This window comes from Sphingomonas sp. VDB2 (assembly GCF_047946695.1).
Taxonomy (GTDB): Bacteria; Pseudomonadota; Alphaproteobacteria; order Sphingomonadales; family Sphingomonadaceae; genus Sphingobium; species Sphingobium bisphenolicum.
The window spans coordinates 3,194,219-3,218,665 of sequence record NZ_CP159615.1 but is presented as its reverse complement, the minus strand read 5'-3'; the positions used below and the strand labels follow the sequence as shown (position 1 = coordinate 3,218,665).

Below are 24,447 nucleotides of genomic sequence, written 5' to 3'. Positions count from 1 at the left end.
ATTACTCGCGTTGCTGAGGAGGGGGATCGGGCGGGACTATAGGCAGAAAGCCTGCGGCTTGCAGAGCCTCTTTCGCCATTGCGACAGAAATCTTGCGTCCAGATGACAGTGCGGCGCGATCAAGCAACTGCGTTACCGCCGCGAGTCCGCCATAGCTGCGCTCGACCCGGCGCAGCAGCCAGTCGGGCAGGTCGGCGGCATAGCCGGCCCCGGCGGTGTCGAACGCCCGCTCGATCAGCGCGCGGGCCAGCGCCTCGTCCGGCTCCAATATCGCGACATGGGGCGCGGCGGCCAGCCGCGATCGCAAATCGGGCAGCGCCACGGTCCAGCTTGCCGGCGGCGCCAGCCCCACCATCAGCAACGGCCGCCGCTCGGTCTGCGCCGCGTTCCAGGCGTGGAACAGCCCATGTTCGTCCTGTCCCTGCGCGTCGTCGATGATCTCGCCGCCGCTCATCTGCGCGAAATGGCGCGCCAACGTGGACCGGCCGGACCGCGGCGGGCCGGTCAGCACGCTCACCGACAGCGGCCATTCGCGCCACCGTTCCAGATGCGCGACGGCCTGGGCGTTGGCGTCGCTGACCAGAAAGTCGCCATCACCCGCGCCACCATGCCATTCGAAGGGCAGGCTGATCTGGGTCATTGCGGGGGCGGGGACGCCTGTCGCCGCGTAATCCGCAGCGTCGTGCCGGACACCGCGACGCTATAGCCGCGCGCCTGCAACCCTGCGCGCAGCATGTCGACCGTTCCGTCGAAGCTGACCTGCATCACCGACGTCCCGCCCAGCGCCAGGCTGCTTGTATTGGCGGTGCGCACGCCGGGGATCGACCGCACCGTCGATTCGCCGGCGCCGATCGACCCGACGTCAGGCGTGTCGAACTGAATCGAAAAGCTCGTGCCGCTGGACGCCACGCTCGGCAGTTCCACCGCCTCGACCGGCGCCTCGACCGCATTCTCGATTTCCAGCGCGGCCGGATCGACCGGCTCCTCGATGATGAGCGACGGGTCAGGCCGCAGGCGGCCGTCGTTGAGCGCCCGGATATAGAGTTCGTCGATCCGCCGTGCGCCCTCGTCCATCATCTTGGGCAAGCCGCTGTCGTTGGACGCGCGCAGCGTCACGCTGCCGATCAGGCTGTTGTCGGGGCCGTAGCGCGCGGTGAAGGTGCCGGTCACCGGCCCGCCGGGATAGGCCCGGTCGAGCCGCGCGATCGGGATCACCACATCGGCGGCGCCATATTGGTCGAGCAGCACGCGCCACCACAAGCGCCCGCGCCGCCCGGTCTGACCGGCGTTCAGCAGTATGGGATCGGCGATCGATCCGGCCACCCGGACATAGTCGATCGCGCTGTCGCCGGTGCGGTATCGCGCCCAGGCCTTCTGCCATTCGTTGGTGCGTTCATAGGATACGGCCGATCCGCCGTCCCACAGCACCGGGATCACCAGCAGCGGCGGCGATCGCATCACATTGCCCGACACGCCCAGCACCGCGCCCGTCCGCGCGCGGTCGAACAAGATGCCCAGCGTCGCGACATAGCGGGTCGGCCCGGCCTGCTCATAATCGATCTCGATGCCGGAGATCATCGCCTCAAGCTGCGAATCGGACAAGGCCGGCGCGCCGCCACCGCCATGGGTGCGGGTCCACAGCATCCGCCACGCCTGTCGCTGCGCCATGCGCCAGCCGGCATAGCGGGCGCTGTCGGCATCCTTGGCGAACATGTCCACCTTGACCCCGCGCACCTCGAAATCGCCGCCGCTGGCGATCGGCGGCACGCCGCGCTCGCCTTCCATCTGCGCGAACAGGGCCGCTGCGGCCAGGCCCAATGCGATGGCGATCGCAATCTGGACGGGCCGCGAGAGCAGGCGCAACAGGGCTGCGGGGCGGGAAATGGTCTGGCTCAGGCTCACGCGCGCCCTTTTGGCGACAATTGCCCGCCATGCCAAGCGGCAACGCGAGACTTATCCCCACCTCCATGCCAGAAGATATGCCCTTTACATCGAAGGTTCCGTTTTCCGCGCCTTTGCTCTAGGGGCCGGAACTATGAGCGAGAACGAATCCTACAGCTACGCCAAGGCCGGCGTCGACATCGCCGCGGGCAACGCCCTTGTCCGCGCCATCGCCCCCCTGGCCAAGGCCACCCGCCGCCCCGGCGCCGACGCCGAACTGGGCGGCTTCGGCGGCTTTTTCGATCTCAAGGCCGCGGGCTATGACGATCCCCTGCTGGTCGCCGCCAATGACGGCGTGGGCACCAAGCTGAAGCTCGCGATCGACCATGACCGCCATGACGGCGTCGGCATCGACCTGGTCGCCATGTGCGCCAACGACCTGATCGTGCAGGGCGCCGAGCCCCTCTTCTTCCTCGACTATTACGCCACCGGCAAGCTGGAGAGCGGCGTCGCCGAGCGCGTTATCGCCGGCATCGCGCAGGGGTGCCGCATGGCCGGCTGCGCGCTGATCGGCGGCGAAACCGCCGAAATGCCGGGCATGTACGGTCCGGGCGACTATGATCTCGCCGGCTTCTGCGTCGGCGCGGTCGAACGCGCCAAGGCGCTGACCGGCAACAAGGTGAAGGCCGGCGACGTCCTGATCGGCCTCGCCTCTTCCGGCGTCCACTCCAACGGCTTCTCGCTGGTCCGCCGCCTCGCCGCCGACAAGGGCTGGCGGCTGGATCGCCCGGCGATCTTCGATCAGGACATATTGCTGATCGACGCGCTGATGGCGCCGACGAAAATCTATGTGAAGAGCCTGCTGCCGCTGGTCCGCGCCGGCATGATCCACGCCCTCGCCCATATCACCGGCGGCGGCCTGCTCGAAAATATCCCTCGCGTCCTGCCCGACGGCTGCCACGCCACGGTCGAAGCCGACGCCTGGGAACAGCCGCGCCTGATGGCCTTCCTCCAGGCGCAGGGCCATATCGAGCCGGAAGAGATGGCACGCACCTTCAACTGCGGCGTCGGCATGGTGCTGGCCGTGGACGAAGCCCATGTCTCCGCCGTCACCAAGGCGCTGGAGGATGCGGGCGAAACCGTCTTCCGCATCGGCGCGGTCAGCGAAGGCGACAAGGGCTGCACCGTCAGGGGCAGCACCGAAAGCTGGAGCGCCAAGGCCGACTGGTCCGCCACGCATCTGGGGTAATATAACGCCCGTTCGTTTCGAGCGAAGTCGAGAAACGGTCAGAACAGGGTTCTCGACTTCACTCGAAACGAACGGATGTTGTTATGCAAAAGGCGAAAGTCGGCGTCCTGATTTCCGGCCGTGGCTCGAACATGGCAGCTTTGCTCTACGCGGCCAAGGCGCAGGACTGCCCCTATGAGATCGTCCTGGTCGCCGCCAACGATCCGCAAGCCCCCGGCCTCGCCCTCGCCGCTGCCGAGGGCATCGCGACTTTCGGCCAGAGCCACAAGGGGCTGAAGCGCGCCGAGTTCGACCAGATCATCGACGCGCAACTCCGCGCGGCAGGCGCGCATTATGTCGCGCTCGCCGGCTATATGCGTCTCCTGTCCCCCGAGTTCGTCGCCGGCTGGGACAACCGGATGCTCAACATCCATCCCAGCCTGCTGCCCAAATATAAGGGGCTGGACACGCACCAACGCGCGATCGACGCAGGCGACAGCCATGCCGGCTGCTCGGTCCATATCGTCACGGCCGAACTGGACGACGGCCCAGTGCTGGGCCAGACACCGGTGGCGATCCTGCCCGGCGACACGCAAGACAGCCTCGCCGCCCGCATCCTCATCGCGGAGCATCAGCTCTACTCCCGCACCCTTGCCGACTTCGTCACCCGCGAACGCCAGCCCGACTGGCTGCTGGGCAAGGTGCGCGAAGCCGCGCTCGCCCTGCCGCAGGCGGACGAGATCGTCTCGCACGGCATGCCCTGTTTCGGCGTCGTGAAGGGCAAGAAGTTCGCCTATTTCACCCGCGACCATCATGGCGACGGAATCATCGCCGTGCTGGTGAAGACCACCGCACCGGAAGAACAGGCGACGCTGATGGAAGCCGACCCGGAACGCTATTACCGCCCCGCCTATTTCGGCACCGAATGGGTCGGCATCCGCCTCGACCTGGGCGACACCGACTGGGATCATATCGCCGAACGCCTCCGCGCAAGCTGGCGCCAGATCGCACCGAAGAAGCTGCTGGGCCTGATGGATATCGCGGACGAGTTTTGATCCTCTTCCTTTTGCCGGCTTCGATCCCCATAGAGTTGAGCCATGACCGACAGCCCTGCCCCCGCCGCCATCCAGATCCGCAACCTCACCAAAGTCTATAAGGGCGGCAAGCGCGCACTCGACGGGATCGACCTGTCCATCCCGCGCGGACAGATTTACGGCCTGCTCGGCCCCAATGGCGCGGGCAAGTCGACCACGATCAATATTCTGGCCGGCATGGTGAACAAGACGGCGGGCGACGTCAGCATCTGGGGCTTCGACATCGACGCGCACCCGCGCAATGCGAAGAACAGCATCGGCATCGTGCCGCAGGAGATCGTCTTCGACCCCTTCTTCACCCCGTTCGAGACGCTGGAAAATCAGGCCGGCTTCTACGGCGTGCCCAAGGACCGCCGCCGCACGATGGAATTGCTGCGCGCGGTGCATCTGGACGACAAGGCCCATGCCTATGCCCGCACGCTGTCGGGCGGCATGAAGCGCCGCCTGCTGGTGGCCAAGGCGATGGTGCATAGCCCGCCGATCCTGGTGCTGGACGAGCCGACCGCGGGCGTGGACGTGCAATTGCGCCAGCAACTGTGGGCCTATGTCCGCGAATTGAACGCGCTGGGCGTAACGATCGTGTTGACCACCCATTATCTGGAAGAAGCCGAGCAATTGTGCGACCGCATCGGCATCATCAACCATGGCAAGGTCATCACCGACAAGCCGACCCGCGAGCTGATCGCCATGGCGCAGGAAAAGGTGGTGCAGGTGACGGTCGACCGCGACCTGACCGCCGCGCCACAGGCCCCCTGTTTCGAAAAGGTCGAACTGTCGGGCGACCGCACCCTGACCATCACCTATATGAAGGACCGCGCCAATGCCGGCCAGGTGCTGAGCGCGGTGCAGGCCAGCGGCCTCGCCATCGTCGACGTGGTCACGCGCGACCCGGACCTGGAGGATGTCTTCCTCAACCTGACGGCGGCCGCTTAGAAATTTTCTCCGTTCGGGCTGAGCTTGTCGAAGCCCTCGCCTGAGCGTAGCGAAGGCAAAACCTCACTCCGTTCGGTCGAACCCTTCGACTTCGCTCAGGGCGAACGGTAAAAGAGCATGTAGGACGACGATGACCACCACCACCCACGACGTCATCATCATCGGTTCCGGCGCGGCCGGGCTGACGGCCGCCATCAACCTCGCGCAGGACCGCAAGGTGCTGGTGCTGGCCAAGGGCGCGCTCGATGGTGGCTCCACCAACTGGGCGCAGGGCGGTATCGCCGCCGTACTCGACGCGGGTGACAGTTTCGAGGCGCATGTCGAGGATACGATGGTCGCGGGCGCAGGCCTGAACGATCGCGCCACCGTCGAATTCGTCGTCTCCCAGGCCCCCGCCGCGATCGAGCGGCTCGCCGACCTCGGCGTCCCCTTCAACGGTGGCGAAGCCTTTGGCAAGCGCTGGGATCTGACGCGCGAGGGCGGCCACAGTCATCGCCGCATCGTCCATGTCGACGATGCCACCGGCCATGCCGTACAGATCGCGCTCTTGAAGGCCGCCCGCGCCAATCCCAACATCACCCTGGTTGAGGATCTGATCGCGATCGACCTCATCACCAGCCGCCATGGCGAACGCTATTCGGGCGACGGCCATGTCTGGGGCGTCTACGCGTTCAACAAGAAGACCAAGCGGGTGGATGCGCTGCTCGGCAAGGCGACGATCCTGTGCACCGGCGGCGCGGGCCGCACCTATCTCTTTTCCACCGCGCCACGGGGCGCGACCGGCGACGGCATCGCCATGGCCTGGCGCGCGGGCTGCCGCGTGTCGAACATGGAGATGAACCAGTTCCACCCGACCTGCCTCTATAATCTGGAGATCAAGAATTTCCTGATTACAGAAGCCGTGCGCGGCGAAGGCGGCCACCTCAAGCTTCCCCCCGGCGTGCCGGGCGGCGGCGAGCGCTTTATGCCCCGCTTCGACCCGCGTGAGGAACTGGCCCCGCGCGACATCGTCGCCCGCGCCATCGACCATGAGATCAAGCGCCTCGGCCTCGACTATGTCCATCTCGACATCAGCCATAAAGACCCGGCGTTCGTCCGGCATCATTTCCCGACCATCTACGCCCGCCTGCTGGACCTCGACATCGACATCACCAAGGAGCCGATCCCGGTCGTGCCCGCGCAGCATTATACCTGCGGCGGGGTGGTGATCGACCTCGACGGCCGCACCGACCTGCCCGGCCTCTATGCGGCGGGCGAAGTCACCGAAAGCGGCCTGCACGGCGCCAACCGCCTCGCCTCCAACTCGCTGCTCGAATGTTTCGTCTTCGGCGAGGCGGCGGCGAAACATATCCGCGCCCATTGGGACGAGCTGCCCGCCCCGCCGCCGATCCGGCCCTGGGACGAAAGCCGAGTCACCAACAGCGACGAAGAGGTCATCGTCCAGCATAACTGGAAGGAGATTCGTCGCTTCATGTGGGACTATGTCGGCATCGTCCGCACCACGAAGCGGCTGGAGCGCGCCCAGCACCGCGTCGCCCTGCTCGCGCAGGAAGTGGACGATTATTATGGCAATTTCCGCGTCACACCCGACCTCATCGAATTGCGCAACCTGCTGGAAGTCGCCCGGCTGATCGTCCGCTCGGCGCTGCACCGCAAGGAAAGCCGCGGCCTCCACTATACGCTCGATTATCCCGAAACGCTGCCGGACGCGATCGATACGGTATTGGCACCCTGACCGGACGCGGTGGTTAATTTTCGGTTAAGTGCTTGGCAACCACCTGCGTGCAATGATGCGGCTTCCTTCATGCAGGAGGCGTCATGAGCATCTATATCGACATGCTGGCCGACATCGCGCAGATCGGCATGGCCTCCGCGGCGATCGTGGCGGCTGGCATTGCTTGGCATCGCCGCACGTTCGTTCGGCGGGACGGGAAGAGTGAGGAAAAGAACGAATAATGGTCGGTCATCCTTGCAGAAAATCCTTCAATACCGCGTTGAAGCGCGCCGGCTGATCGCCCATCACCATATGGCCGCTCGGCCCGATCGCTTTCAGCAAAGTGGCCTTGCGCGGCGCATAGGCGGCGCGGAAGCGGCTGGTGATGGCGGCGGCCTGCCCGGCGTCGCTGCCCACGGCATAGACCACCTCCAGCGGCGCGGCGAGCCGCGGCAATTGGGGCGCAAGGTCGATATTGGCCAGGTCGCGCAGCGCATTGGCGATGACATCGGGGTCGCTGCCCCTGGCGCCGGGCGTCTGCGCGACCATCTGCGCCAGATAGCGTCGTCCCGCCAGCGTGCCGGTCAGATAGCCGCTGAGCTGGTCGGCCAGAAAGCCCATGCCGCTGGCCGTGCCGCCCACCATCGCCGCGCCGGCAGGCAGCATATCGACCACCATCACCCGGCTCGCCAACCCCTTCAGGCCCAGCAGCATCGCCAGCGTGCCGCCCATGCTATGGCCGACGATCGCCGGCCGCTTCAGCCCGGCCGCGGCGATATAACGGGCGATCTCGTCCGCGATCGGCTGGAGCAGCCCGCCACTGGCATTGGCCTCCGCGGCCAGGCCGGCAAAACCGCGTACATGGACCAGATGATAGCGATAGCCCGGCACCCCGCCCAGCACCCCGTTCCAGATGCCGGGACCGCTGGCCAGGCCGGGGATCAGGACGACATCGCCCCCTTCCCCGCGGATATTCATGGCGATCCGACGTGATGCGAAGGGCGCGGCCTGCGCCACCCCGCTCCACAAAACACCGCCTGTCGCCAGCGCGCCCAACATCAGCGCGCGCCTGTCCATCCTTGTATCGATCATGCCGCCTTCTTGCCCGTCCGGCCCTGAACCGCAACTGAGCGATAGCGTGTCCCGGCAAGCGGTTGCATCGTTCATCCTCCTTACATCGCATTTGTGGAATCATTCGTCGCATGGGTCTTGCCGGGCGACCGGCGTCCCGCCCCTATGACGCCAAGAGAGTGCGGGGACGCTAATGACATTGCATAAAAACCGGGGCGGTTCTGCGCGCCTGGTCCTGTTGATCGCGGCGCTGTCGGCCTGTGTGAGCGCGCCGGAGCCGCCACGCGCGCAGGCCGCTGCCGCCGTGCCGCAAAAACCGCAACCCACCACCAACACATGGCCGATCCGGCCGGTCGCCAACCCGCCGCTGCCCTATCGCGACATCGACCAGAATGAAGCGCCGCCCCCGGCGCTGGTCAGCGTCGTGCGCAACCTCGGCCAAAGCTTCCATGGCAAGGTGGGCATCGCCGTGCGCCGCATCGGCGCGGACTGGACCGTGGCGTGGAACGGCACGTCCCTGTTCCCGCAACAGAGCGTATCGAAGCTCTGGGTATCGATGACCTTCCTCGACGCGGTGGATCGCGGCAAGCTGCGCATCACCGACACGACCACCATCACCCGCAACGACCTGACCCTGTTCCACCAGCCGAGCGCGGCGCTGGTGGCGCAGAATGACGGCTGGACCACCAGCTATTCCGACCTGATGCGCCGCGCGATGACGCAGAGCGACAATACCGCCAACGACACGCTGCTGCGCGCGGTCGGCGGGCCGGAGGCGGTGCGCAGCTATCTGGCGCGGCGGATGATCAAGGATATTCGCTTCGGCCCCGGCGAACGGCTGCTGCAATCGGCGACCGCGGGTCTGGACTGGCGGCAGGATTATTCGATCGGCCGCAATTTCTACGCCGCCCGCAACAAGCTGCCCATGTCGGTGCGGGTGAAAGCGCTCGACAATTATCTCGCCAGCCCGCCCGACGGCGCGGCTCCCTCCTCGATCGTGCAGGCGCTTGCGAAGCTGAAGGAGAACCAGATGCTCTCCCCGGCCTCCTCGCGCCTGCTGCTGTCGATCATGTCGGAGGCCAAGACCGGGCCGCAACGGATCAAGGGCGGCGTGCCGCCGGGCTGGTCCTATCTGCACAAGACCGGCACCGGCCAGGATCTTCCGCCCCGGTCGACCGGCTTCAACGATATCGGCATCATGACCGCACCCGACGGCGCCAGCTATGCCGTGGCGGTGATGATCGGATCGACCACCGTGTCGATCCCCGAACGCTGGGCGCTGATGCAGGCAGTGGCGAAGGCGGTCGCGGCGAACCACGAACCGCGGTAGATTCCGCCTTCAGAAGCGCCGCACCACGCCCAGATAGACTTCGCTGTCGGGGCTGTCCGCGTTCAGCCCGATATTGGCGCCGATATCGAACTGCATGTCGTCCGACGGCTGCCAGGCGAAGGACAGGCCGCCCAGCGCCTCGGTGGCATGGCCGGCCGGATCGTCGTCGCGCGTCACTTGCGCCTCGATCGCGCCCGACACGCTGTCGCTCAGCGAAAAGCCCAGCCCCGCGACGCTGCCATAGGCGAAGTGACGGCCCGACCGGTCCTCATCCACCGCCGCATCGATTTCCGGGGTCAGCCCCAGCGAAAAGCCGCCGCCAAGGTCGAAGCTGACCGGCACGATCAGCCCCGCGCCCCAGTCGCCGTCGCCGATCGCCGATCCGCCGGCCGGCAACGACACATAGGGCATGATCGCGATTGAAAAGCCTGACCCGTCGGGATTGGACAGGTTCCGGCGCAGCGCCACCTGCACGTCGCCCACCCCGCTATCCTTCTCCACCGCACCGCTCGGCCGGTCACGCGTGCGGACATGGCCATAGGCGGTCCAGCCGATCTGCGCTTCCAGATGATCGCCCAGCCCCAGCCGCACCAGCGCGTCGCCTGCTTGGATCGTGTCAGTCCGGCTCGATGCGTCCTGCTGCCGGGTCCAGTCTCCCAGCCCCAGTTCCACCACCACGCGCCCCTTGTCCACGGTGCAGGCCGGCGTGCCCAGACCCGGCCGGTCGGCGCACAGATCGCGCGCATCCTGCGCAAGAGCCACGCCCGACCAGGCGGCGCCTGCCCCCATGATAGCCGTCACCGCCGTCCGCATCGTCCGCCGCAGTCGCATCGTCATTTCCCCCTCATGCCCCCGCCCTTATGCGCCATGTTACCGGAAATGATGCAGAAATGTTCGAGCGGTCAGTCAGCAGGGGAATAAGGCGATCCTGGCAGGCGTATAGGGGCCATGACTGCCCTTTTTCCTCCCCCGACCCCGTCCAGCGTCGTCCCGATCCGCCCGCCATTGCCGGCCGATCATCGCCCGGCCATCCGCGTCGCGCTGTTCTCCGGCAATTATGACTGCGTGCGCGACGGCGCCAACCGGGCGCTCAACCGGCTGGTCGGCCATCTCCTGCATCGGGTCGGCGCGCAGGTGCGCATCTATTCGCCCACCGCCCCGCAACCCGCCTTCGCCTCCATCGGCGACATTCGCTCAGTGCCTTCCCTCAGCCTGCCGGGGCGGCCCGAATATCGCCTCGCCATCGGGCTGACGCGCGAGGTGCGCCGCGACCTCGACGCCTTCGCGCCGGACATCGTCCATCTGTCCGCCCCCGATCTGCTGGGCCGGCAGGCGCAGAAACATGCGCGCGCGCGTGGCATCCCCGTCATCGCCAGCCTGCACACGCGGTTCGAAACCTATCTCGACTATTATCGGCTCGGCTTCCTGCGCGGCGCGATGGAACGCTATCTCGACCGTTTCTATGGCGACGCCGATCACATATTGGCGCCCACCCCGCCTACCAACGCCGAGATGGCGGCGCGCCACGGCGCGGCGCGCGTGTCGGTGTGGGGACGCGGAATCGACCCGCATCAGTTCGCGCCGACGCTGCGCGATCCCGCATTGCGCGCCGCACTGGGTTATGACGAACAGGATGTCGTGCCGCTTTTCTTCGGCCGGCTGGTGCTGGAAAAGGGACTCGGCATCTTCGCCGACGCCATCGCCGCGATCCGGGCGCGCGGCCATCAAGTCCGCCCCCTGGTCGTCGGCGGCGGGCCGGCGCGATCCTGGCTGGCCCAACGCCTGCCCAATGCGACCTTCATCGGCCATCTGAGCGGTATCGATCTCGGCCGTGCGGTGGCGAGCGCGGACCTGCTCATCAACCCCAGCGTCACCGAAGCCTTCGGCAACGTCAATCTGGAGGCGATGGCGTCCGGCCTGGCGGTGCTGTCGGCCGATGTGCCCAGCGCCGCCAGCCTGATCGATCAGGGCCGTACCGGCCTGTTGCTACCCCCCGCCGATGTGGACGCCTATGCCGACGCCGCATCGGCGCTGATCGCATCGCCCGCCCGGCTCGCACGGCTGCGGCAGGCCGCCGCTTTGGCCGCCAGCCATCATCGCTGGGACGATGTGCTGGACGCCGTGGTGTGCGCCTATGCGGCGCTGCTGCCCGATCATGCCCCGCCGCTCGCGATCGCGCCTTGCCCGGCACGCGCCGGAACGGGATAAGCGAGCGATGGACGATGCGCGCGACATGGAAGCGGACCTGCTGGCGATGCGCCGCTACGCCCGCGCGCTCGCCCGCGATGAGTCCGACGCCGACGATGTCGTGCAGGACGCCCTCCTCCGCGCGATCGAGCGTCGGGCGACCTACCAGCCGGAACGCAGCCGAACCCGCTGGCTGCTGGCGATCGTCCACAATGTCTTCGTGTCGGCCAAGCGCCGCCAGGCCGCCGAAACGCGCCGCAACGATCGCTTCGCCCAGACCTTGCTATCCAGCATTGATCCGCAGCAGGAGGAGCATGTGCGGCTGGCCGAGATCGCGCAGGGTTTCGCCGCCCTGCCCGAGCCCCAGCGCGCGGTGCTGCACCTGACCGCGATCGAGGGGCTGAGCTATCAACAGGCCGCCGACATATTGGGCGTGCCGATCGGCACGGTGATGTCGCGCCTGTCACGGGCGCGCGCCGCGCTGCGGGACGGACAATCAGGATCAGGCCGTCCGCATCTGCGGCTGGTGGGAGGACATGATGACCAATGACGTGAACGCGCTGGAGATCGACGCCTATGTCGACGACCAGCTCGACCTTTCCCGCCGCTTCGTGGTGGAAACCCACCTGTCCCGCCATCCCGATCAGGCGGCGCAGGTGATGGCCGACCTCTCGACCCGCAGCGCGCTTCGGCTGATGGCGCCCCGGCCCGCCGCCCCGCCGCCGGCCATGGCCGATGCCGCCGCCCTGTTGCCGGCCGCGCCCCTGCGATCGCGCTGGCGCCGCGCCCTGCCGCTGGTCGCCCCGCTTGCGGCCGCCGCCGGTCTGGCGCTGGTCTTCCTGCGTCCGTCCGGCCCGCCCGACTATGTCGATTATGCCGTCAACAGCCATCGCATCGCGATGATGCGCGCCTCCATGGTCTCGCAGGTTGAAACGCCCAAATATGACGCGCGCGAAATCGCGAGCAATACCCGCATCGCCATGCCGCATTTGCCCGCGGACTGGCGCGTCACCGACGTTCAGCTCTTCCCGACCGAGCGCGGCCCCGCTTTGGTGGTGGCGGTGAAGACCGAAGGGGGCAAGAATTTCTCGCTCTTCGCGCTGCGCGACCGGAGCCGCGCGCCCGAACGCCCCGATGCCGTCCAGGAAGGCGCGGAATCGGTCGCCTACTGGCGCCGCGGCGACATGTCCTATGCGCTGACCGGCAGCGGCGAACCCCGCCTGATGGACGCCACGGCGGAGGCATTGACGCGCGACTGGTCCTGACCACTGGAGGGGCGGCGCGTAACCCGCTATCTCCCTCGCATGACCCAGAATCACCTCTATCTCGTCGATGGCAGCGGCTATATCTTCCGCGCCTATCACCAGCTTCCCCCGCTCACCAACCGGCATGGCCAGCCGGTCGGCGCTGTCTATGGCTATACCACCATGCTCTGGAAGCTGGCCGAGGAACTGGGCAAGGCGGAAGGGCCGACCCATATGGCGGTGGTGCTGGACAAGGGGTCGCACACCTTCCGCAACGACATGTACGACCAGTATAAGGCGAACCGACCGCCTGCGCCGGAAGATCTGGTCCCGCAATTTCCGATGATCCGCGACGCGACCCGCGCCTTCTCTCTCCCCTGTATCGAGGAAGCCGGGTTCGAGGCGGACGACATCATCGCCACCTATACCAGAGCGGCGGTCGCGGCCGGCTGGCACGTCACCATCGTCAGCTCCGACAAGGATCTGATGCAGCTGATCCAGCCCGGCGTCGACATGTACGACACGATGAAGAATGAGCGGCGCGGCGCCGACTATGTCATGGGCAAGTTCGGCGTGCAGCCCGAACAACTGGGCGACGTGCTGGCGCTGATGGGCGACAGCGTCGACAATGTCCCCGGCGTACCCGGCATCGGCCCCAAGACCGCATCGAAGCTCATCACCGAATATGGCGACCTGGAAAGCGTGCTGACCGCCGCGCCGGCCATGAAGAAGTCGAAGATGCAGGAAAACCTCATCGCCCATGCCGACATGGCGCGGCTGTCGCGGCGGCTGGTGGCGCTGCACGACAGCATGGACCTGCCCGAACCGCTGGACGACCTGACGCTCAAGGGCATTCCCAAGGAACCGCTCCAGCAATTTCTGTCCCACCACGGCTTCAAGACGCTGCTCAATCGCCTCGGCGCGCCCGCCGCCGCCGTCGCAGTAGCCAGCGTCGCCGCCACGACCGCAGCCCCCGCCGCCCCAGCCGCTGTCGAACATCCCCCGATCGACTGCGCCCTGTACGAAACCGTCACCACGGTCGCGCAACTGGAAGCCTGGATCGCCGAAGCGCAGGCGCTGGGCGTCGTTGCGGTCGACACCGAAACCGACAGTCTCGACAGCATGGAATCGGGCCTGGTCGGCATCAGCCTGTCCACCGGGCCGGGCCGCGCCTGCTACATCCCGCTCGCCCACCGCTCCGCCGACGACATGTTCGGCGAGGTGCCGCCGCAAATCCCGCTCGACGCCGCGATCCGCCTGCTCCGCCCGCTGCTCGCCGACGACGCCGTGCTCAAGGTCGGCCATAATATCAAATATGATCTCAACGTCCTCGCCCGCGTCGGGCTGGAGGTGACGCCGATCGACGATTCGATGGTGATGAGCTTCGACCTCGACGCCGGCAAGTCGCTGGGCGGCCACGGCATGGACGAAGCGGCCAGCGTCCATCTCCAGCACACCTGTATCAGCTTCAAGGAGGTGACCGGCACCGGCAAGAAGGCAATCAGTTTCGCCCATGTCCCGCTGGACAAGGCGACCGCCTACGCCGCCGAGGACGCCGAAGTCACCTGGCGGCTGTGGCACACATTGTCGCAGCGCCTGGCGGCCGAGCGCGTCACCCGCGTCTATCAACTGGTCGACCGGCCGCTGATCCCCGTCGTCGCAGGCATGGAGCGGCACGGCATCAAGGTCGATCGCGAGCAGCTCTCCCGCCTGTCCGGCACCTTCTCGCAATCGATGGCGGGGCTGGAGGCGGAGATTTTCGACCTGGCCGGCCACCCCTTCACCATCGGATCGCCCCAGCAGCTTGGCGTCGTCCTGTTCGACGAAATGGGGCTGAAGGGCGGCAAGAAGGGCAAGAGCGGCACCTATTCCACCGACGTCACCGTGCTGGAAAAATTGAAGGCCGAAGGCTCGGCGATCTGCGGGCTGGTGCTGGAATGGCGCCAGCTCTCCAAGCTCAAATCCACCTATACCGACGCCCTGCAACAGCAGATCAATGCCGATACGGGCCGCGTCCATACCAGTTACTCGCTGACCGGCGCGCAGACCGGCCGCCTCTCCTCGACCGACCCCAACCTCCAGAATATCCCGATCCGCACCGAAATCGGCCGCCAGATCCGCCACGCCTTCGTCGCCGAACCCGGCAATGTCATCCTCGCCGCCGACTATAGCCAGATCGAACTGCGCCTCGCCGCGCACATGGCCGACGTGCCCGCGCTCAAGGAGGCGTTCGAACAGGGCGAGGACATCCACAACCGCACCGCCCAGGAATTGTTCGGAGAGGTCAATCGCGACACCCGCGGCCGCGCCAAGACGATCAACTTCGCCATTCTCTACGGCATCTCGCGCTGGGGGCTGGCGGGCCGGCTGGAAATCAGCGCGGACGAAGCGCAGGACATGATCTCCAAATATTATGAGCGCTTCCCCGGCATCAGCGTCTATATCAACGAAACGCTGGAAAAGGCGCGCGCCAACGGCTTCACCGAAACGCTGTTCGGCCGCAAGACCTGGTTCCCGCGCATCACCGCGCCGATCCAGCACGAGCGCCAGGGCGCCGAACGCGCCGCGATCAACGCCCCGATCCAGGGCACCAGCGCCGACATCATCAAGCGGGCGATGGCGCGTATGGGACCGGCGCTGGAGCAAGCGGGGCTGCCCCGCGTGCGGATGCTGCTGCAAGTGCATGACGAACTGGTGTTCGAATTGCCGCAAGGCGATGTGGAATCCGCGAGCGCGGTCATCCGGAGCGTGATGGAAAGCGCGGCGGCGCCGATCGTCAGCCTGTCCGTCCCGCTGGGCGTAGAGATCGGCACCGGGCCGAGTTGGGGCGCGGCGCATTGAGGGAATGAGGCCATGTGGCATTGGTTGAAATCCAAGCTCACTCCAACAAGAGATTATGTTGCAGAAGAGGCGGCGGCGCAGATCCGCGCCGCTGCACTTTTGCAACGCAGCACCTCTCCCAGCCAGTGGCTAAAGGAAGCGTGGGCGAACGATCGAACCTATGAACCTAGACGATCAAATGCCTCAGCACAGGTTGAGGCGATTGAAGCTCTATATGATATCCGCATACCCGAAGACTTTCGTGCCTATCTTTGCGATGTCGCTCCGCTCAGCGATTTCATGGATGACGTTGGTACCAGTTGGTGGTCAATCGAAAACGTCAAGAATGTCCCTGACGAATGCTCAAGGCCACCGGGCAAAATAAACCCGAAAATTGAAATGGAGTCAGATAAATATCTGATATTCGCTGACTATCTGATCTGGTGCTATGCATGGGCAATATGTTGCTCGGAGAGCGCAAACCGTGGAAAGATCGCCTTGATCGGCGGGATGCCGGATGATTTTGTCGCAGATGATTTTCGGCAATTTGTCGCTCTAGAACTCGCCGATTCAAGAGCGATCCACTAAAAAAGCAAAGCAAAAAGGCCGATCCCTTGGGACCGGCCTTTTCTCAATCGAACAACTCTTCCAGAAAGCTCTTCTTCCGCTTCTTCGGATAGCCCCGCCCGTCGTCGCGATAGTCCCGATCCGGGCGATAGCTCGTCTGCCCGAAGGGCGCTGGTTGCGGCGTTGGCGCGCTCGCCTGCACCGAGCGCTCGATGATCTTATCCAGCTCGCCCCGGTCCAGCCAGACGCCCCGGCATTGCGGGCAATAGTCGATCTCCACTCCCTGCCGGTCCGTCATCGCCAATCCGACATGACAGACCGGGCAGAGCATGGCCGATACGGTGGGCTGATCCCGCATCCGCTTATTCCCGTTCGCCGGTCAGGCTGAGCAGCATCTGGAACAGATTGACGAAGTTGAGGTACAGCGACAGCGCGCCCATGACCTGCATCTTCTGCGCCACTTCATGCCCGGCAAAGGCGAAATAGTCCGACTTGATGCGCTGCACGTCCCAGGCGGTCAGGCCGGTAAAGACCACCACGCCGATGATCGAGATGACCATCTGCATCGCCGACGACCCCAGGAAGATGTTGATCAGGCTGGCGACGATGATGCCGATCAGGCCCATCATCAGGAAGCTGCCCATCTTCGTCAGGTCGCGCTGGGTTGTATAGCCCCACAGGGACATGGCGAGGAACATGACCGCGGCCGAGAAGAAGGCCTGGGCGATACTGCCGCCGGTGAAGACCAGGAAGACGCTGCCCAGCGACACGCCCATCACCGCCGCGAACGCCCAGAAGGTCATGCGCGCGGTCGCGGTCGTCATCCTGTCGATGCGAAAACTGAAGAAAAACACGAAGGCCAGCGGCGCGAAGATCGCCACCCACTTCAAGGGCGTGCCGTAAATGGCGGCGGCCAGCGCCGGCGTATTGCCGACCAGCGCCGCGATCAGGCCGGTGATGATCAGGCCAAGGCCCATATTGCGAAAGACGCCCAGCATATGCGCGCGCAGGCCGGCATCGGTCTGCGCCGTCTGGCTGGCACCATAGCCCGGCATGCGAACGGGATTATTCATAGGACACACTCACTCCATAAGTTGGTTCGAGTGGCCCGGTGCGGTCTCCTGCGACGACGAGAGGGGGCAAATCGCCGCAAAACCTGCACCGGGCACACCCGATGCGGTCCGACATCGCGACAGGGATCAGGGGGAAATCCATATCGCCAGAGGGACCCGGCCCGCATCGACAATATCGGATGCCCAATGCCCGGCCGCAAGGGATCGGCCCGCCCGCAACATTTTATTACAATCGACGCCCGGTTCGGCGGAACGACCTGGCCCGATGCGGCTGTCCTACAGGCCCGTCATCGGCTATGAACTTCCATTCGGTTCTTTCCCATCGTCAGCCCCGCATTTCCGTCATTTTCGCCTATGTCGGCGAAAAAATTCGCCATGGCGCATATGTATGGACTTCCGGACTTTCCGGTCGATGGCGAAGGACGGTTGACCCCCGCGACGCTTCGCGACATGGCTCGTCCCCATGTCCGACGACCAGCACATTCCCGCGCCGCTGCGCCTGTTCAACAGCCTGACCCGAACGATCGAGCCGTTCGCGCCGATCGAGGACCAGCATGCGCGCGTCTATAGCTGCGGCCCGACCGTCTACAACTACGCCCATATCGGCAACCTGCGCGCCTATGTCTTCACCGACACGCTGCGCCGGACGCTGCTCTGGAAGGGGCTGGCCGTCACCCACATCATCAACATTACCGATGTCGGCCATCTGACCAGCGACGCCGACGCCGGCGACGACAAGATGGAGGCGGCCGCGCGCGCCTCGGCCAAGAGCATCTGGGATATCGCCGCCCATTATACGACCGCATTCAAGCAGAATATCGCCGACCTCAACATCCTGTCGCCCAGCGAATGGACGGTTGCGACCGACTATGTGCCGCAGATGATCGCCTTCGCCGAAAAGATCGCGCCGGATCATTGCTACGAACTGGACAGCGGCCTCTATTTCGACAGCATGACCGTGCCCGATTATGGCGCGCTGGCCGGTGGGCGCGACGATGCGGCGCACGCCCGGATCGATCCGGTCGCAGGCAAGCGCAACGCCTCCGACTTCGCAATCTGGCGCAAGTCGCCGCCCGGCGAGCAGCGCCAGATGGAATGGGACAGCCCCTGGGGCAAGGGCGCGCCGGGCTGGCATCTGGAATGTTCGGTGATGTCGCAGGCGCGCCTCGGTCAGCCGTTCGACATCCACACCGGCGGCATCGACCATCGCGAAATCCACCATCCTAACGAGATCGCCCAGAACCAGGCTTTCCATAGCTGCTGCGGCGATCCCGGCGCGGCGGCGGCTGGCTTCACTGGCGCGCGCTGGTGGATGCACAATAATTTCTTGGTGGATCGGCAGGGGAAGATGTCGAAGTCGAAGGGCGGCTTCACCACGCTGTTCTCCCTGATCGACGCGGGCGTGCATCCGATCGCCTATCGCCTGCTGTGCCTGGGCGCGCATTACCGGTCCGAACTGGAATTCAGCGCCGACAATCTCGCCGCGGCGCTGACCCGGCTCAAGCGGCTGGTGATGGGGGTCGAGGGCCTTAAGGCCGGGGCCGAGGGCGTGACCTGGCAATCCCCGCGCCTCGACTATCTGCGCGCCAACCTGCACCCCAAGCTGGCGCCGCTGCTGGAGCAGTTCGACGCGGCGATCGCCGACGACCTCATGACGCCCCGCGCCCTGCCGCTGCTGGAAGAGGTGACGGCCATGAAGAAGGTGCCGGTGGACGAGAAGCTCTGCCTGATCGCCGCCTTCGACCAGGCGCTGGGTCTGAACCTGCTGACGCTCAGCCGCGCAGACCTGCGCCTGCGGCCCAAGGATGCGCAGATCGCGTCCGAGGAGATCGAGGCCGAACTGGAACGCCGAACTGCCGCCCGCGCGGAGAAAGACTTCGCCCTGTCGGACGAGATTCGCGACGCCCTGATCGCCCGCGGGGTCGAGGTGATGGACGGCGATCCGCTGCGCTGGGACTGGCGTCTGACGCTGGGCTGACCGGCATCGGCCTTGACGCCCGCGCTCCGCCGACACAAGAGACGCACGGGTCGATTGAAGAGCGGGGGTGGTGTCATGCAGCTTTCCACGCGGTGTGCGGCCATGCTTCTGGCGCTGGCCTTGCCGACCCACGCGGCGTCCGCGGCCTCTCCGGCGGCGGCCTTTTCGCCCACCGACCCGCGCCATGCCCGGCTCTATTTGCTTGAACGGCAGGCTTTCGCGCTGTTCGACAGCGACGATTATGCCCTGTCCATGTCGCAAAAGACCCGCGACGCCTGGGCCCGGCTGCACGTCGCTGCGCTCAGGGCGAAGGTCGCGGGCAAGCCGCATCCGCTGGCCGGGGTCGCCCTGATCAACCTGTCCTCCATGGACCAGATCGACGGGAAGAATCCCGATGCGCTGGCCCATGCCAATGACGGCCTGGCGCTGCTCGCGCCCTTCGCAGACGCCTATCCCGTCGCGTGGATGCAGGGCCTGTCGATCAAGGGCTATGTTCAGGCTGCACTGGGCGACGTGACCGGCGCGGCGGAGGTTTTGGCGCAGGCCAGCCGCTATATGGACAGCTATATCGCCCGCACGCCGCCCGACAAGCTCGACCCGTCGACGCATATGCTGCGGTCGAACATCGCCTTCTCCCACGCGCAGGCGCTGACCCGCCTCGGCCGCAACGTCGAAGCGGTGGATGCGCAACGGGCCAGCATGGAGGCGCGGATCGCAGCCTCCGGCCCCAACAGTCCCGATACGATCGGCGCTTATTACACCTATGCCCAGATGCTTCAGCGCGCCGATCGCGATGTCGAAGCGGAAAAATATGCGCGCATGGCGGTCGACATCGCCACCGACCATGTCGACCGCAAACATCCCAGCTACGCCCGCGCGCTCGAAGCGCTGGGCCTGCTGCTGTCGCGCACCGGTCGGCGTAACGAGAGCCTCGACTATTTGCAGCGCGCCATCGCCATAAAGCGCGATACGGTCGGCACCGGCAGCCTCTATTTCCAGTTCGGCCTCCAGAATCTGGGTACGGTGCTGTTGCCGCTGGAACGCTATGCCGACGCCGAACCGCTGTTCATGGAAGCCGAACGCGGCTTTCGCGGGATCGAGGGCGAAAACAGCCCGCAATCGGCGCGCGCCCTCGCCTTCGCCGCATCGGCCGCACTGGCGGAGGGGCATCGCGACGAAGGCGTCGAGCGACTCAATACCGCGCTCGCGCGGGTGCGCGCCGGGTCTGACAAGGACCGGGATATCGGGCAGCGCGTCTATCCCTATCTGATCCCGGCTTTGATCGCCGCCCGGCATGGCGAAGAGGCCCGCGCTGCGGCGGCAGCCTTCGCGGCCGAAACCCGCCAGCTCGACAATGCGCCTGCCATTCCCTTGGCGCAGGCGGCGATGCTGTCCGCCTGGACCGGATCGGATCAGGCGGCGCTCGGCGAGACGGCGCGCCGACTTGTCGGCCTGTTGCGCGACGACGCCAGCGTCCATGACGACGCCGAACTGACCGAGGAACAGCGGGCCGCGCTGGATACGATCCTGGCGGTGGCGGCGCAGGCGCAGGACGCCGCGCTGGCGCTGGACGCGATGGCGATCCTGGCCGGATCGCGCATCGCCCAGGCCAACCGTCTGGTCGCCCAGCGGCTGGTCGCCGATCCGGCGCTGGCCGCGCGGGTGCGCCGCCTGCAGGACCGGACCAAGACGCTTCAGGCCGCCGACAGCCGCTTACTCAAGGCCTTGGCAGTCGACAGCGGCGTCGCGGCGGCGCGCACCGAACGCGCCGCCGTGGCGGCAATGGTCGATGTCGAGCGCGCCGCCATCGCCCGGAACTATCCGCGCTGGGTGGAAGCCAATGGTGGTGAGCGGCCCGATCTTGGCGCGCTGCGCGACGGGCTGGGTGAGGGCGAAGCGCTGCTGGCGGTAATGCCGGCTTTCGACGGCGTCTATCTGCTCGCGGTCAGCGCCGGCGGCACGCGGATCGAGCGGGCGCAGATGGATCGCGCCGCGCTGGTGGCGTTGGTGGGGCGGCTGCGCGGTTCGCTTACTCCAGCCGGTTTCGACCAGGGCAGCGCACACACGCTATATAGCCAGATCTTCACCCCCGGCATCCTCGCCACGCTCGGCAAGGCGCGGACGCTGCGCATCGTGCCGACCGGCGCCTTCGCCTCGCTACCCTTCGGGATGTTGCCGCAGCGACCCATGGCCACGGTGACGCGCCATGCGCCCTGGCTGATCCACCGCTTCGCGATCGAGGTGCAGCCCGGCTTCAGCGCCACCCCAGATAGACGGCAGCAGATGGCGGCACGCGACCAGCGCTTTTTGGGCATCGGCGCGCCGCTGACTTTTGGTGTCGTCCAGACGGCCGATGCGCCGCGCGGTGCGGGAGCGATGCTGGCCGCCAGTGCCTATTTCCGCAATGGCGGCGCGGATGCGCGGGCGCTGTCGCAACTGCCGCCGCTGCCGGGATCGCAGGCCGAATTGCAGGCGGTCGCGCATCGTTTCGGCATAGATCGCACCACCTTGCTGATCGGACGAGACGCCAGCGAAGCCGGGCTGCGGGATCGTGATCTGTCCGGCTATGCCGTGATCCTGTTCGCGACCCATGGGCTGGTGGGCGGGGAGATGGAGGGGGTGAGTGAACCTGCGCTGGTATTGTCCCCCCCGGCCGCCGATGCGGTGGGGGACGACGGGCTGCTGACGGCGTCGGAAGTGGCGGGGATGCGGATCGGCGCGGATTGGGTGATCCTGTCCGCCTGCAACACGGCGGCGGGCGATAATGCCGCGGCCCCCGCCTATTCCGGACTGGCGCAGGCGTTCCGCTATGCCGGGGCGGGATCGCTGCTGGTGTCGCACTGGCCGGTGCGGGATGACGCCAGCGCCTTCGTCACGCTGGAGACGGTGAAGGGTGCGGCGCGCGGCCTGCCCCGGGCGGTGGCGTTGCAGCGGGCGATGCTCAAGCTGATCGGATCGAAGCGGCCCGGCGCTGCCCAGCCCTATATCTGGGCGCCGTTCATCCTGATGGGGCGTTAACCCGCTTCCAGCGCGGCACCGGCCTCCATCCAGATTTCCTCGGCGCTCTCCAGCTTCTTTTCAACCTCGGCGCGCTTCACCATGAGCTGGCTGGTGGTCATCTTCGCCTCCGCGCCGGTCGCCGCCTTGGGGTCGGACAGGACCGTATCGATACGCTTGCGCTCGGCGATCAGGGTGGTCATTTCGCGCTCCGCCTTGTTGACGGCGTTTTTCAGCACCTTTTGCTTCTCGCGCCATTCGGCCGCGGCTTTTTTGTCGGCCTTGCGATCGACCTTCGGGGCGTCGCCGCTGCTGTTGCCGTCGGCCTTGCGCAGGATGATGTCGGTATAGTCGTCAAGGCTGCCGTCGAACGGCTGGGCGGTGCCGTTGTCGACCAGAACGAGGCGATCGGCGACCAGTTCGATCATGTGGCGGTCGTGGCTGACGATGACCACCGCGCCGCTATAGTCGTTCAGGGCCTGGACCAGCGCCTCGCGGCTGTCGACGTCCAGATGGTTGGTCGGTTCGTCCAGGATCAGCATATGCGGCGCGTCGCGGGTGATGAGCGCCAGCGCCAGACGGGCGCGCTCGCCGCCGGACATGGAGCCGACCTTCTGCACCGCGCGCTCGCCGGAGAAGCCGAAGCGGCCCAACTGGGCGCGGACCGCGCCGGGGGTCGCACCCTTCATCACGCGGGTCATATGTTCCAGCGGCGTGTCGGTGACGTCCAGTTCCTCCACCTGATATTGGGTGAAATAGCCGACATTCATCTTGGGGCTGGAGGCCATCGTCCCTTCCATCGGGGCGAGTTGCGCGGCGATAAGGCGGGCCAGCGTCGTCTTGCCGTTGCCGTTGCGGCCAAGCAGCGCCAGCCGGTCGTCGGGGTCGATGCGCAGGTTGATGCGCTTGAGGATCGGCGTTTCGGTGTAGCCGACCGACGCCATGTCCATGGTGATGAGCGGCGGGCGCAGTTCGGCGGGGCTGGGAAAGCCGAAATGCAGCGTGGGATCTTCGATCGCGGCGGCGATGGGCTGCATCCGGGCCAGCGCCTTGGCGCGGGACTGGGCCTGTTTCGCGGTCGAGGCGCGGGCGGAGTTGCGGGCGACATAGTCCTGCAATTTTTCGCGCTCCGCCTGCTGCTTGGCGCGGGCGGATTCGAGCTGGGCGAGCCGTTCGGCGCGTTGTCGTTCGAACGCGTCGTAGCCGCCGGGATAGAGGGTGACCTTCCCCCCTTCCAGATGGAGGATATAGTCGACCACATTGTTGAGCAGGTCGCGTTCGTGGCTGATGACGACCACGGTGCCGCGATAGGCTTTGAGGAAATTTTCCAGCCAGAGCGTGGCTTCGAGGTCGAGATGGTTCGACGGTTCGTCGAGCAGCAACAGGTCGGGGTTGGAGAAGAGCAAAGAGGCGAGCGCCACGCGCATCTTCCAGCCGCCCGAATAGCTGTCGAGCGGGCGGCCCTGCATTTCCTCGTCAAAGCCGAGGCCGACGAGGATGCGGGCGGCGCGGGCGGGCGCGGTATAGGCGTCGATCGCCGTCAGCCGCTCGTAAATATGGCCGAGGCGATCAGGATCTTGCGTATGCTCCGCCTCCGCCATCAATTCGGCGCGTTCCTTGTCGGCTTCGAGCACGGTGTCGAAGGGGGTCGCGGTGCCGGACGGGGCTTCCTGCGCGATATAGCCCAGCCGCGTGTCGCGGGGCATGTCGCACGACCCTTCGTCGGGATCGAGCTGGCCGATCATCACCTTCATCAGCGTGGACTTGCCCGCGCCGTTGCGGCCGATGAGGCCGACGCGGCTGCGCGGCGGCAGGGCGGCGGCGGCGCGATCGAGAATGACGCGGCCGCCAAGGCGCACGGTGATGGCGTTGAGATTCAGCATGGGCGCGCCCTTAGCATGGGTGCGCGGGGTCGGAAAGCCGTGGTCGCGGCGTTTTGCAAGGCGGCGTGGCGTTGCGAAGTTCACACCGTCGTGGCTGACGCGAAAGCGTGGGGACGAACGGGTGGCATGGATTTCGCAATAGGAGAATTTTTGCGAAATGGGGGTGGGCCGCGTTGGGGTGGTGCGCGGGGTGCGAGGGGCGGACGGTGGGAAAGAGCTGGTGAGATTATGGCATGGGTGGTGGGGTGTAGGACAGGGTGAGGTTGCAGGTAAAAGAATGATCGGATGCAAATAAAATTGAACAGCGGGCATAGGCGTTCCGCAAGTTTGGCGCTTACCCCTGATCCGTTCGCGCCGAACGATGCCGCTTTTTTTTCGATCTCGTTTGTGAGAATTGTTGTACCCAATGCGGCCTTGCCGCTAACTGGAACGTCAAATTCGGAAAAG

At 66.2% G+C, this 24,447-nt stretch carries 20 protein-coding genes; 13 read left to right on the top strand and 7 right to left on the bottom strand.

The genetic code is table 11. The annotated features are described in order from the left end of the window. Window position 1 precedes the first annotated feature (1 nt). Both ABT375_RS16090 and ABT375_RS16085 read right to left on the bottom strand, forming a co-directional pair. Entirely contained in the window at window positions 2–640 is a 639-nt protein-coding gene (locus ABT375_RS16090) for a chromosomal replication initiator DnaA (RefSeq protein ID WP_261935505.1), read from the bottom strand. Further along, window positions 637–1,902 carry a heavy-metal-associated domain-containing protein gene (locus ABT375_RS16085; RefSeq protein WP_416463308.1) on the bottom strand — a complete coding sequence of 422 codons (1,266 nt, stop codon included), beginning with the start codon at window positions 1,900–1,902 and terminating at the stop codon, window positions 637–639. The genes ABT375_RS16090 and ABT375_RS16085 overlap by 4 nt, the downstream gene beginning before the upstream one ends. A 133-nt stretch (window positions 1,903–2,035) precedes the next feature. Between ABT375_RS16085 and purM the strand changes: the two genes are divergently transcribed. The 5 genes from purM to ABT375_RS16060 all read left to right on the top strand — a co-directional run bounded on the left by purM (window position 2,036) and on the right by ABT375_RS16060 (window position 7,092). Then, entirely contained in the window at window positions 2,036–3,130 is a 1,095-nt protein-coding gene (gene purM / locus ABT375_RS16080; RefSeq protein ID WP_416463307.1) for a phosphoribosylformylglycinamidine cyclo-ligase, read from the top strand. An 83-nt stretch (window positions 3,131–3,213) separates the two neighbouring features. After that, window positions 3,214–4,164 (top strand): phosphoribosylglycinamide formyltransferase, encoded by a 951-nt coding sequence (gene purN / locus ABT375_RS16075; RefSeq protein ID WP_224550237.1) that lies wholly within the window; start codon window positions 3,214–3,216, stop codon window positions 4,162–4,164. A 42-nt stretch (window positions 4,165–4,206) separates the two neighbouring features. Beyond that, entirely contained in the window at window positions 4,207–5,136 is a 930-nt protein-coding gene (locus ABT375_RS16070; protein WP_224550236.1) for an ABC transporter ATP-binding protein, read from the top strand. 130 nt (window positions 5,137–5,266) lie between these two features. Next, window positions 5,267–6,871, top strand: coding sequence for an L-aspartate oxidase (gene nadB, locus ABT375_RS16065; protein WP_224550235.1), 1,605 nt, complete (start codon window positions 5,267–5,269; stop codon window positions 6,869–6,871). Window positions 6,872–6,954: 83 nt separating this feature from the next. Continuing rightward, window positions 6,955–7,092, top strand: a complete 138-nt coding sequence (locus ABT375_RS16060) for a hypothetical protein (RefSeq protein WP_224550234.1) — start codon at window positions 6,955–6,957, stop codon at window positions 7,090–7,092. 7 nt (window positions 7,093–7,099) lie between these two features. Here ABT375_RS16060 and ABT375_RS16055 read toward each other — a convergent pair whose 3' ends face one another. Further along, window positions 7,100–7,942, bottom strand: a complete 843-nt coding sequence (locus ABT375_RS16055) for an alpha/beta fold hydrolase (protein WP_416463306.1) — start codon at window positions 7,940–7,942, stop codon at window positions 7,100–7,102. A gap of 172 nt (window positions 7,943–8,114) precedes the next feature. Here ABT375_RS16055 and ABT375_RS16050 point away from each other — a divergent pair, with 172 nt between their 5' ends. Continuing rightward, window positions 8,115–9,251, top strand: a complete 1,137-nt coding sequence (locus ABT375_RS16050) for a serine hydrolase (RefSeq protein WP_261935510.1) — start codon at window positions 8,115–8,117, stop codon at window positions 9,249–9,251. A 9-nt stretch (window positions 9,252–9,260) separates the two neighbouring features. Here the strand turns inward: ABT375_RS16050 and ABT375_RS16045 are convergent, their stop codons facing one another. Continuing rightward, on the bottom strand, window positions 9,261–10,082 hold the full coding sequence (locus ABT375_RS16045) for a transporter (protein ID WP_416464919.1): 822 nt from the start codon (window positions 10,080–10,082) through the stop codon (window positions 9,261–9,263). 117 nt (window positions 10,083–10,199) lie between these two features. Between ABT375_RS16045 and ABT375_RS16040 the strand changes: the two genes are divergently transcribed. The 5 genes from ABT375_RS16040 to ABT375_RS16020 are packed head-to-tail and all read left to right on the top strand — an operon-like array spanning window position 10,200 to window position 16,090. Further along, window positions 10,200–11,459, top strand: a complete 1,260-nt coding sequence (locus ABT375_RS16040; protein WP_416463305.1) for a glycosyltransferase family 4 protein — start codon at window positions 10,200–10,202, stop codon at window positions 11,457–11,459. Between the two features lie 7 nt (window positions 11,460–11,466). Further along, window positions 11,467–11,988 carry a sigma-70 family RNA polymerase sigma factor gene (locus ABT375_RS16035; RefSeq protein ID WP_416463304.1) on the top strand — a complete coding sequence of 174 codons (522 nt, stop codon included), beginning with the start codon at window positions 11,467–11,469 and terminating at the stop codon, window positions 11,986–11,988. Beyond that, on the top strand, window positions 11,975–12,703 hold the full coding sequence (locus ABT375_RS16030) for an anti-sigma factor family protein (protein ID WP_416463303.1): 729 nt from the start codon (window positions 11,975–11,977) through the stop codon (window positions 12,701–12,703). Before ABT375_RS16035 ends, ABT375_RS16030 begins: the two co-directional genes overlap by 14 nt. 39 nt (window positions 12,704–12,742) lie before the next feature. Continuing rightward, the gene (gene polA / locus ABT375_RS16025) at window positions 12,743–15,523 is read left to right on the top strand and encodes a DNA polymerase I (RefSeq protein WP_416463302.1); all 2,781 of its coding nucleotides are present in this window, start codon (window positions 12,743–12,745) and stop codon (window positions 15,521–15,523) included. A 12-nt stretch (window positions 15,524–15,535) separates the two neighbouring features. Next, window positions 15,536–16,090, top strand: a complete 555-nt coding sequence (locus tag ABT375_RS16020; protein WP_416463301.1) for an SMI1/KNR4 family protein — start codon at window positions 15,536–15,538, stop codon at window positions 16,088–16,090. Between the two features lie 43 nt (window positions 16,091–16,133). On the opposite strand, the gene ABT375_RS16015 is transcribed toward ABT375_RS16020, so the two are convergent. Further along, window positions 16,134–16,427, bottom strand: a complete 294-nt coding sequence (locus ABT375_RS16015) for a zf-TFIIB domain-containing protein (RefSeq protein WP_416463300.1) — start codon at window positions 16,425–16,427, stop codon at window positions 16,134–16,136. 4 nt (window positions 16,428–16,431) lie between these two features. After that, window positions 16,432–17,142 carry a Bax inhibitor-1/YccA family protein gene (locus ABT375_RS16010; RefSeq protein ID WP_224550226.1) on the bottom strand — a complete coding sequence of 237 codons (711 nt, stop codon included), beginning with the start codon at window positions 17,140–17,142 and terminating at the stop codon, window positions 16,432–16,434. Window positions 17,143–17,605: 463 nt separating this feature from the next. Between ABT375_RS16010 and cysS the strand changes: the two genes are divergently transcribed. After that, window positions 17,606–19,120 (top strand): cysteine--tRNA ligase, encoded by a 1,515-nt coding sequence (gene cysS, locus ABT375_RS16005; RefSeq protein WP_416463299.1) that lies wholly within the window; start codon window positions 17,606–17,608, stop codon window positions 19,118–19,120. A gap of 75 nt (window positions 19,121–19,195) precedes the next feature. Further along, window positions 19,196–22,138 carry a CHAT domain-containing protein gene (locus ABT375_RS16000; protein ID WP_416463298.1) on the top strand — a complete coding sequence of 981 codons (2,943 nt, stop codon included), beginning with the start codon at window positions 19,196–19,198 and terminating at the stop codon, window positions 22,136–22,138. On the opposite strand, the gene ABT375_RS15995 is transcribed toward ABT375_RS16000, so the two are convergent. Further along, complete coding sequence (locus tag ABT375_RS15995) at window positions 22,135–24,000, bottom strand: ABC-F family ATP-binding cassette domain-containing protein (RefSeq protein ID WP_416463297.1); 1,866 nt, start codon at window positions 23,998–24,000, stop codon at window positions 22,135–22,137. The genes ABT375_RS16000 and ABT375_RS15995 overlap by 4 nt on opposite strands. Between the last annotated feature and the right edge of the window lie 447 nt (window positions 24,001–24,447).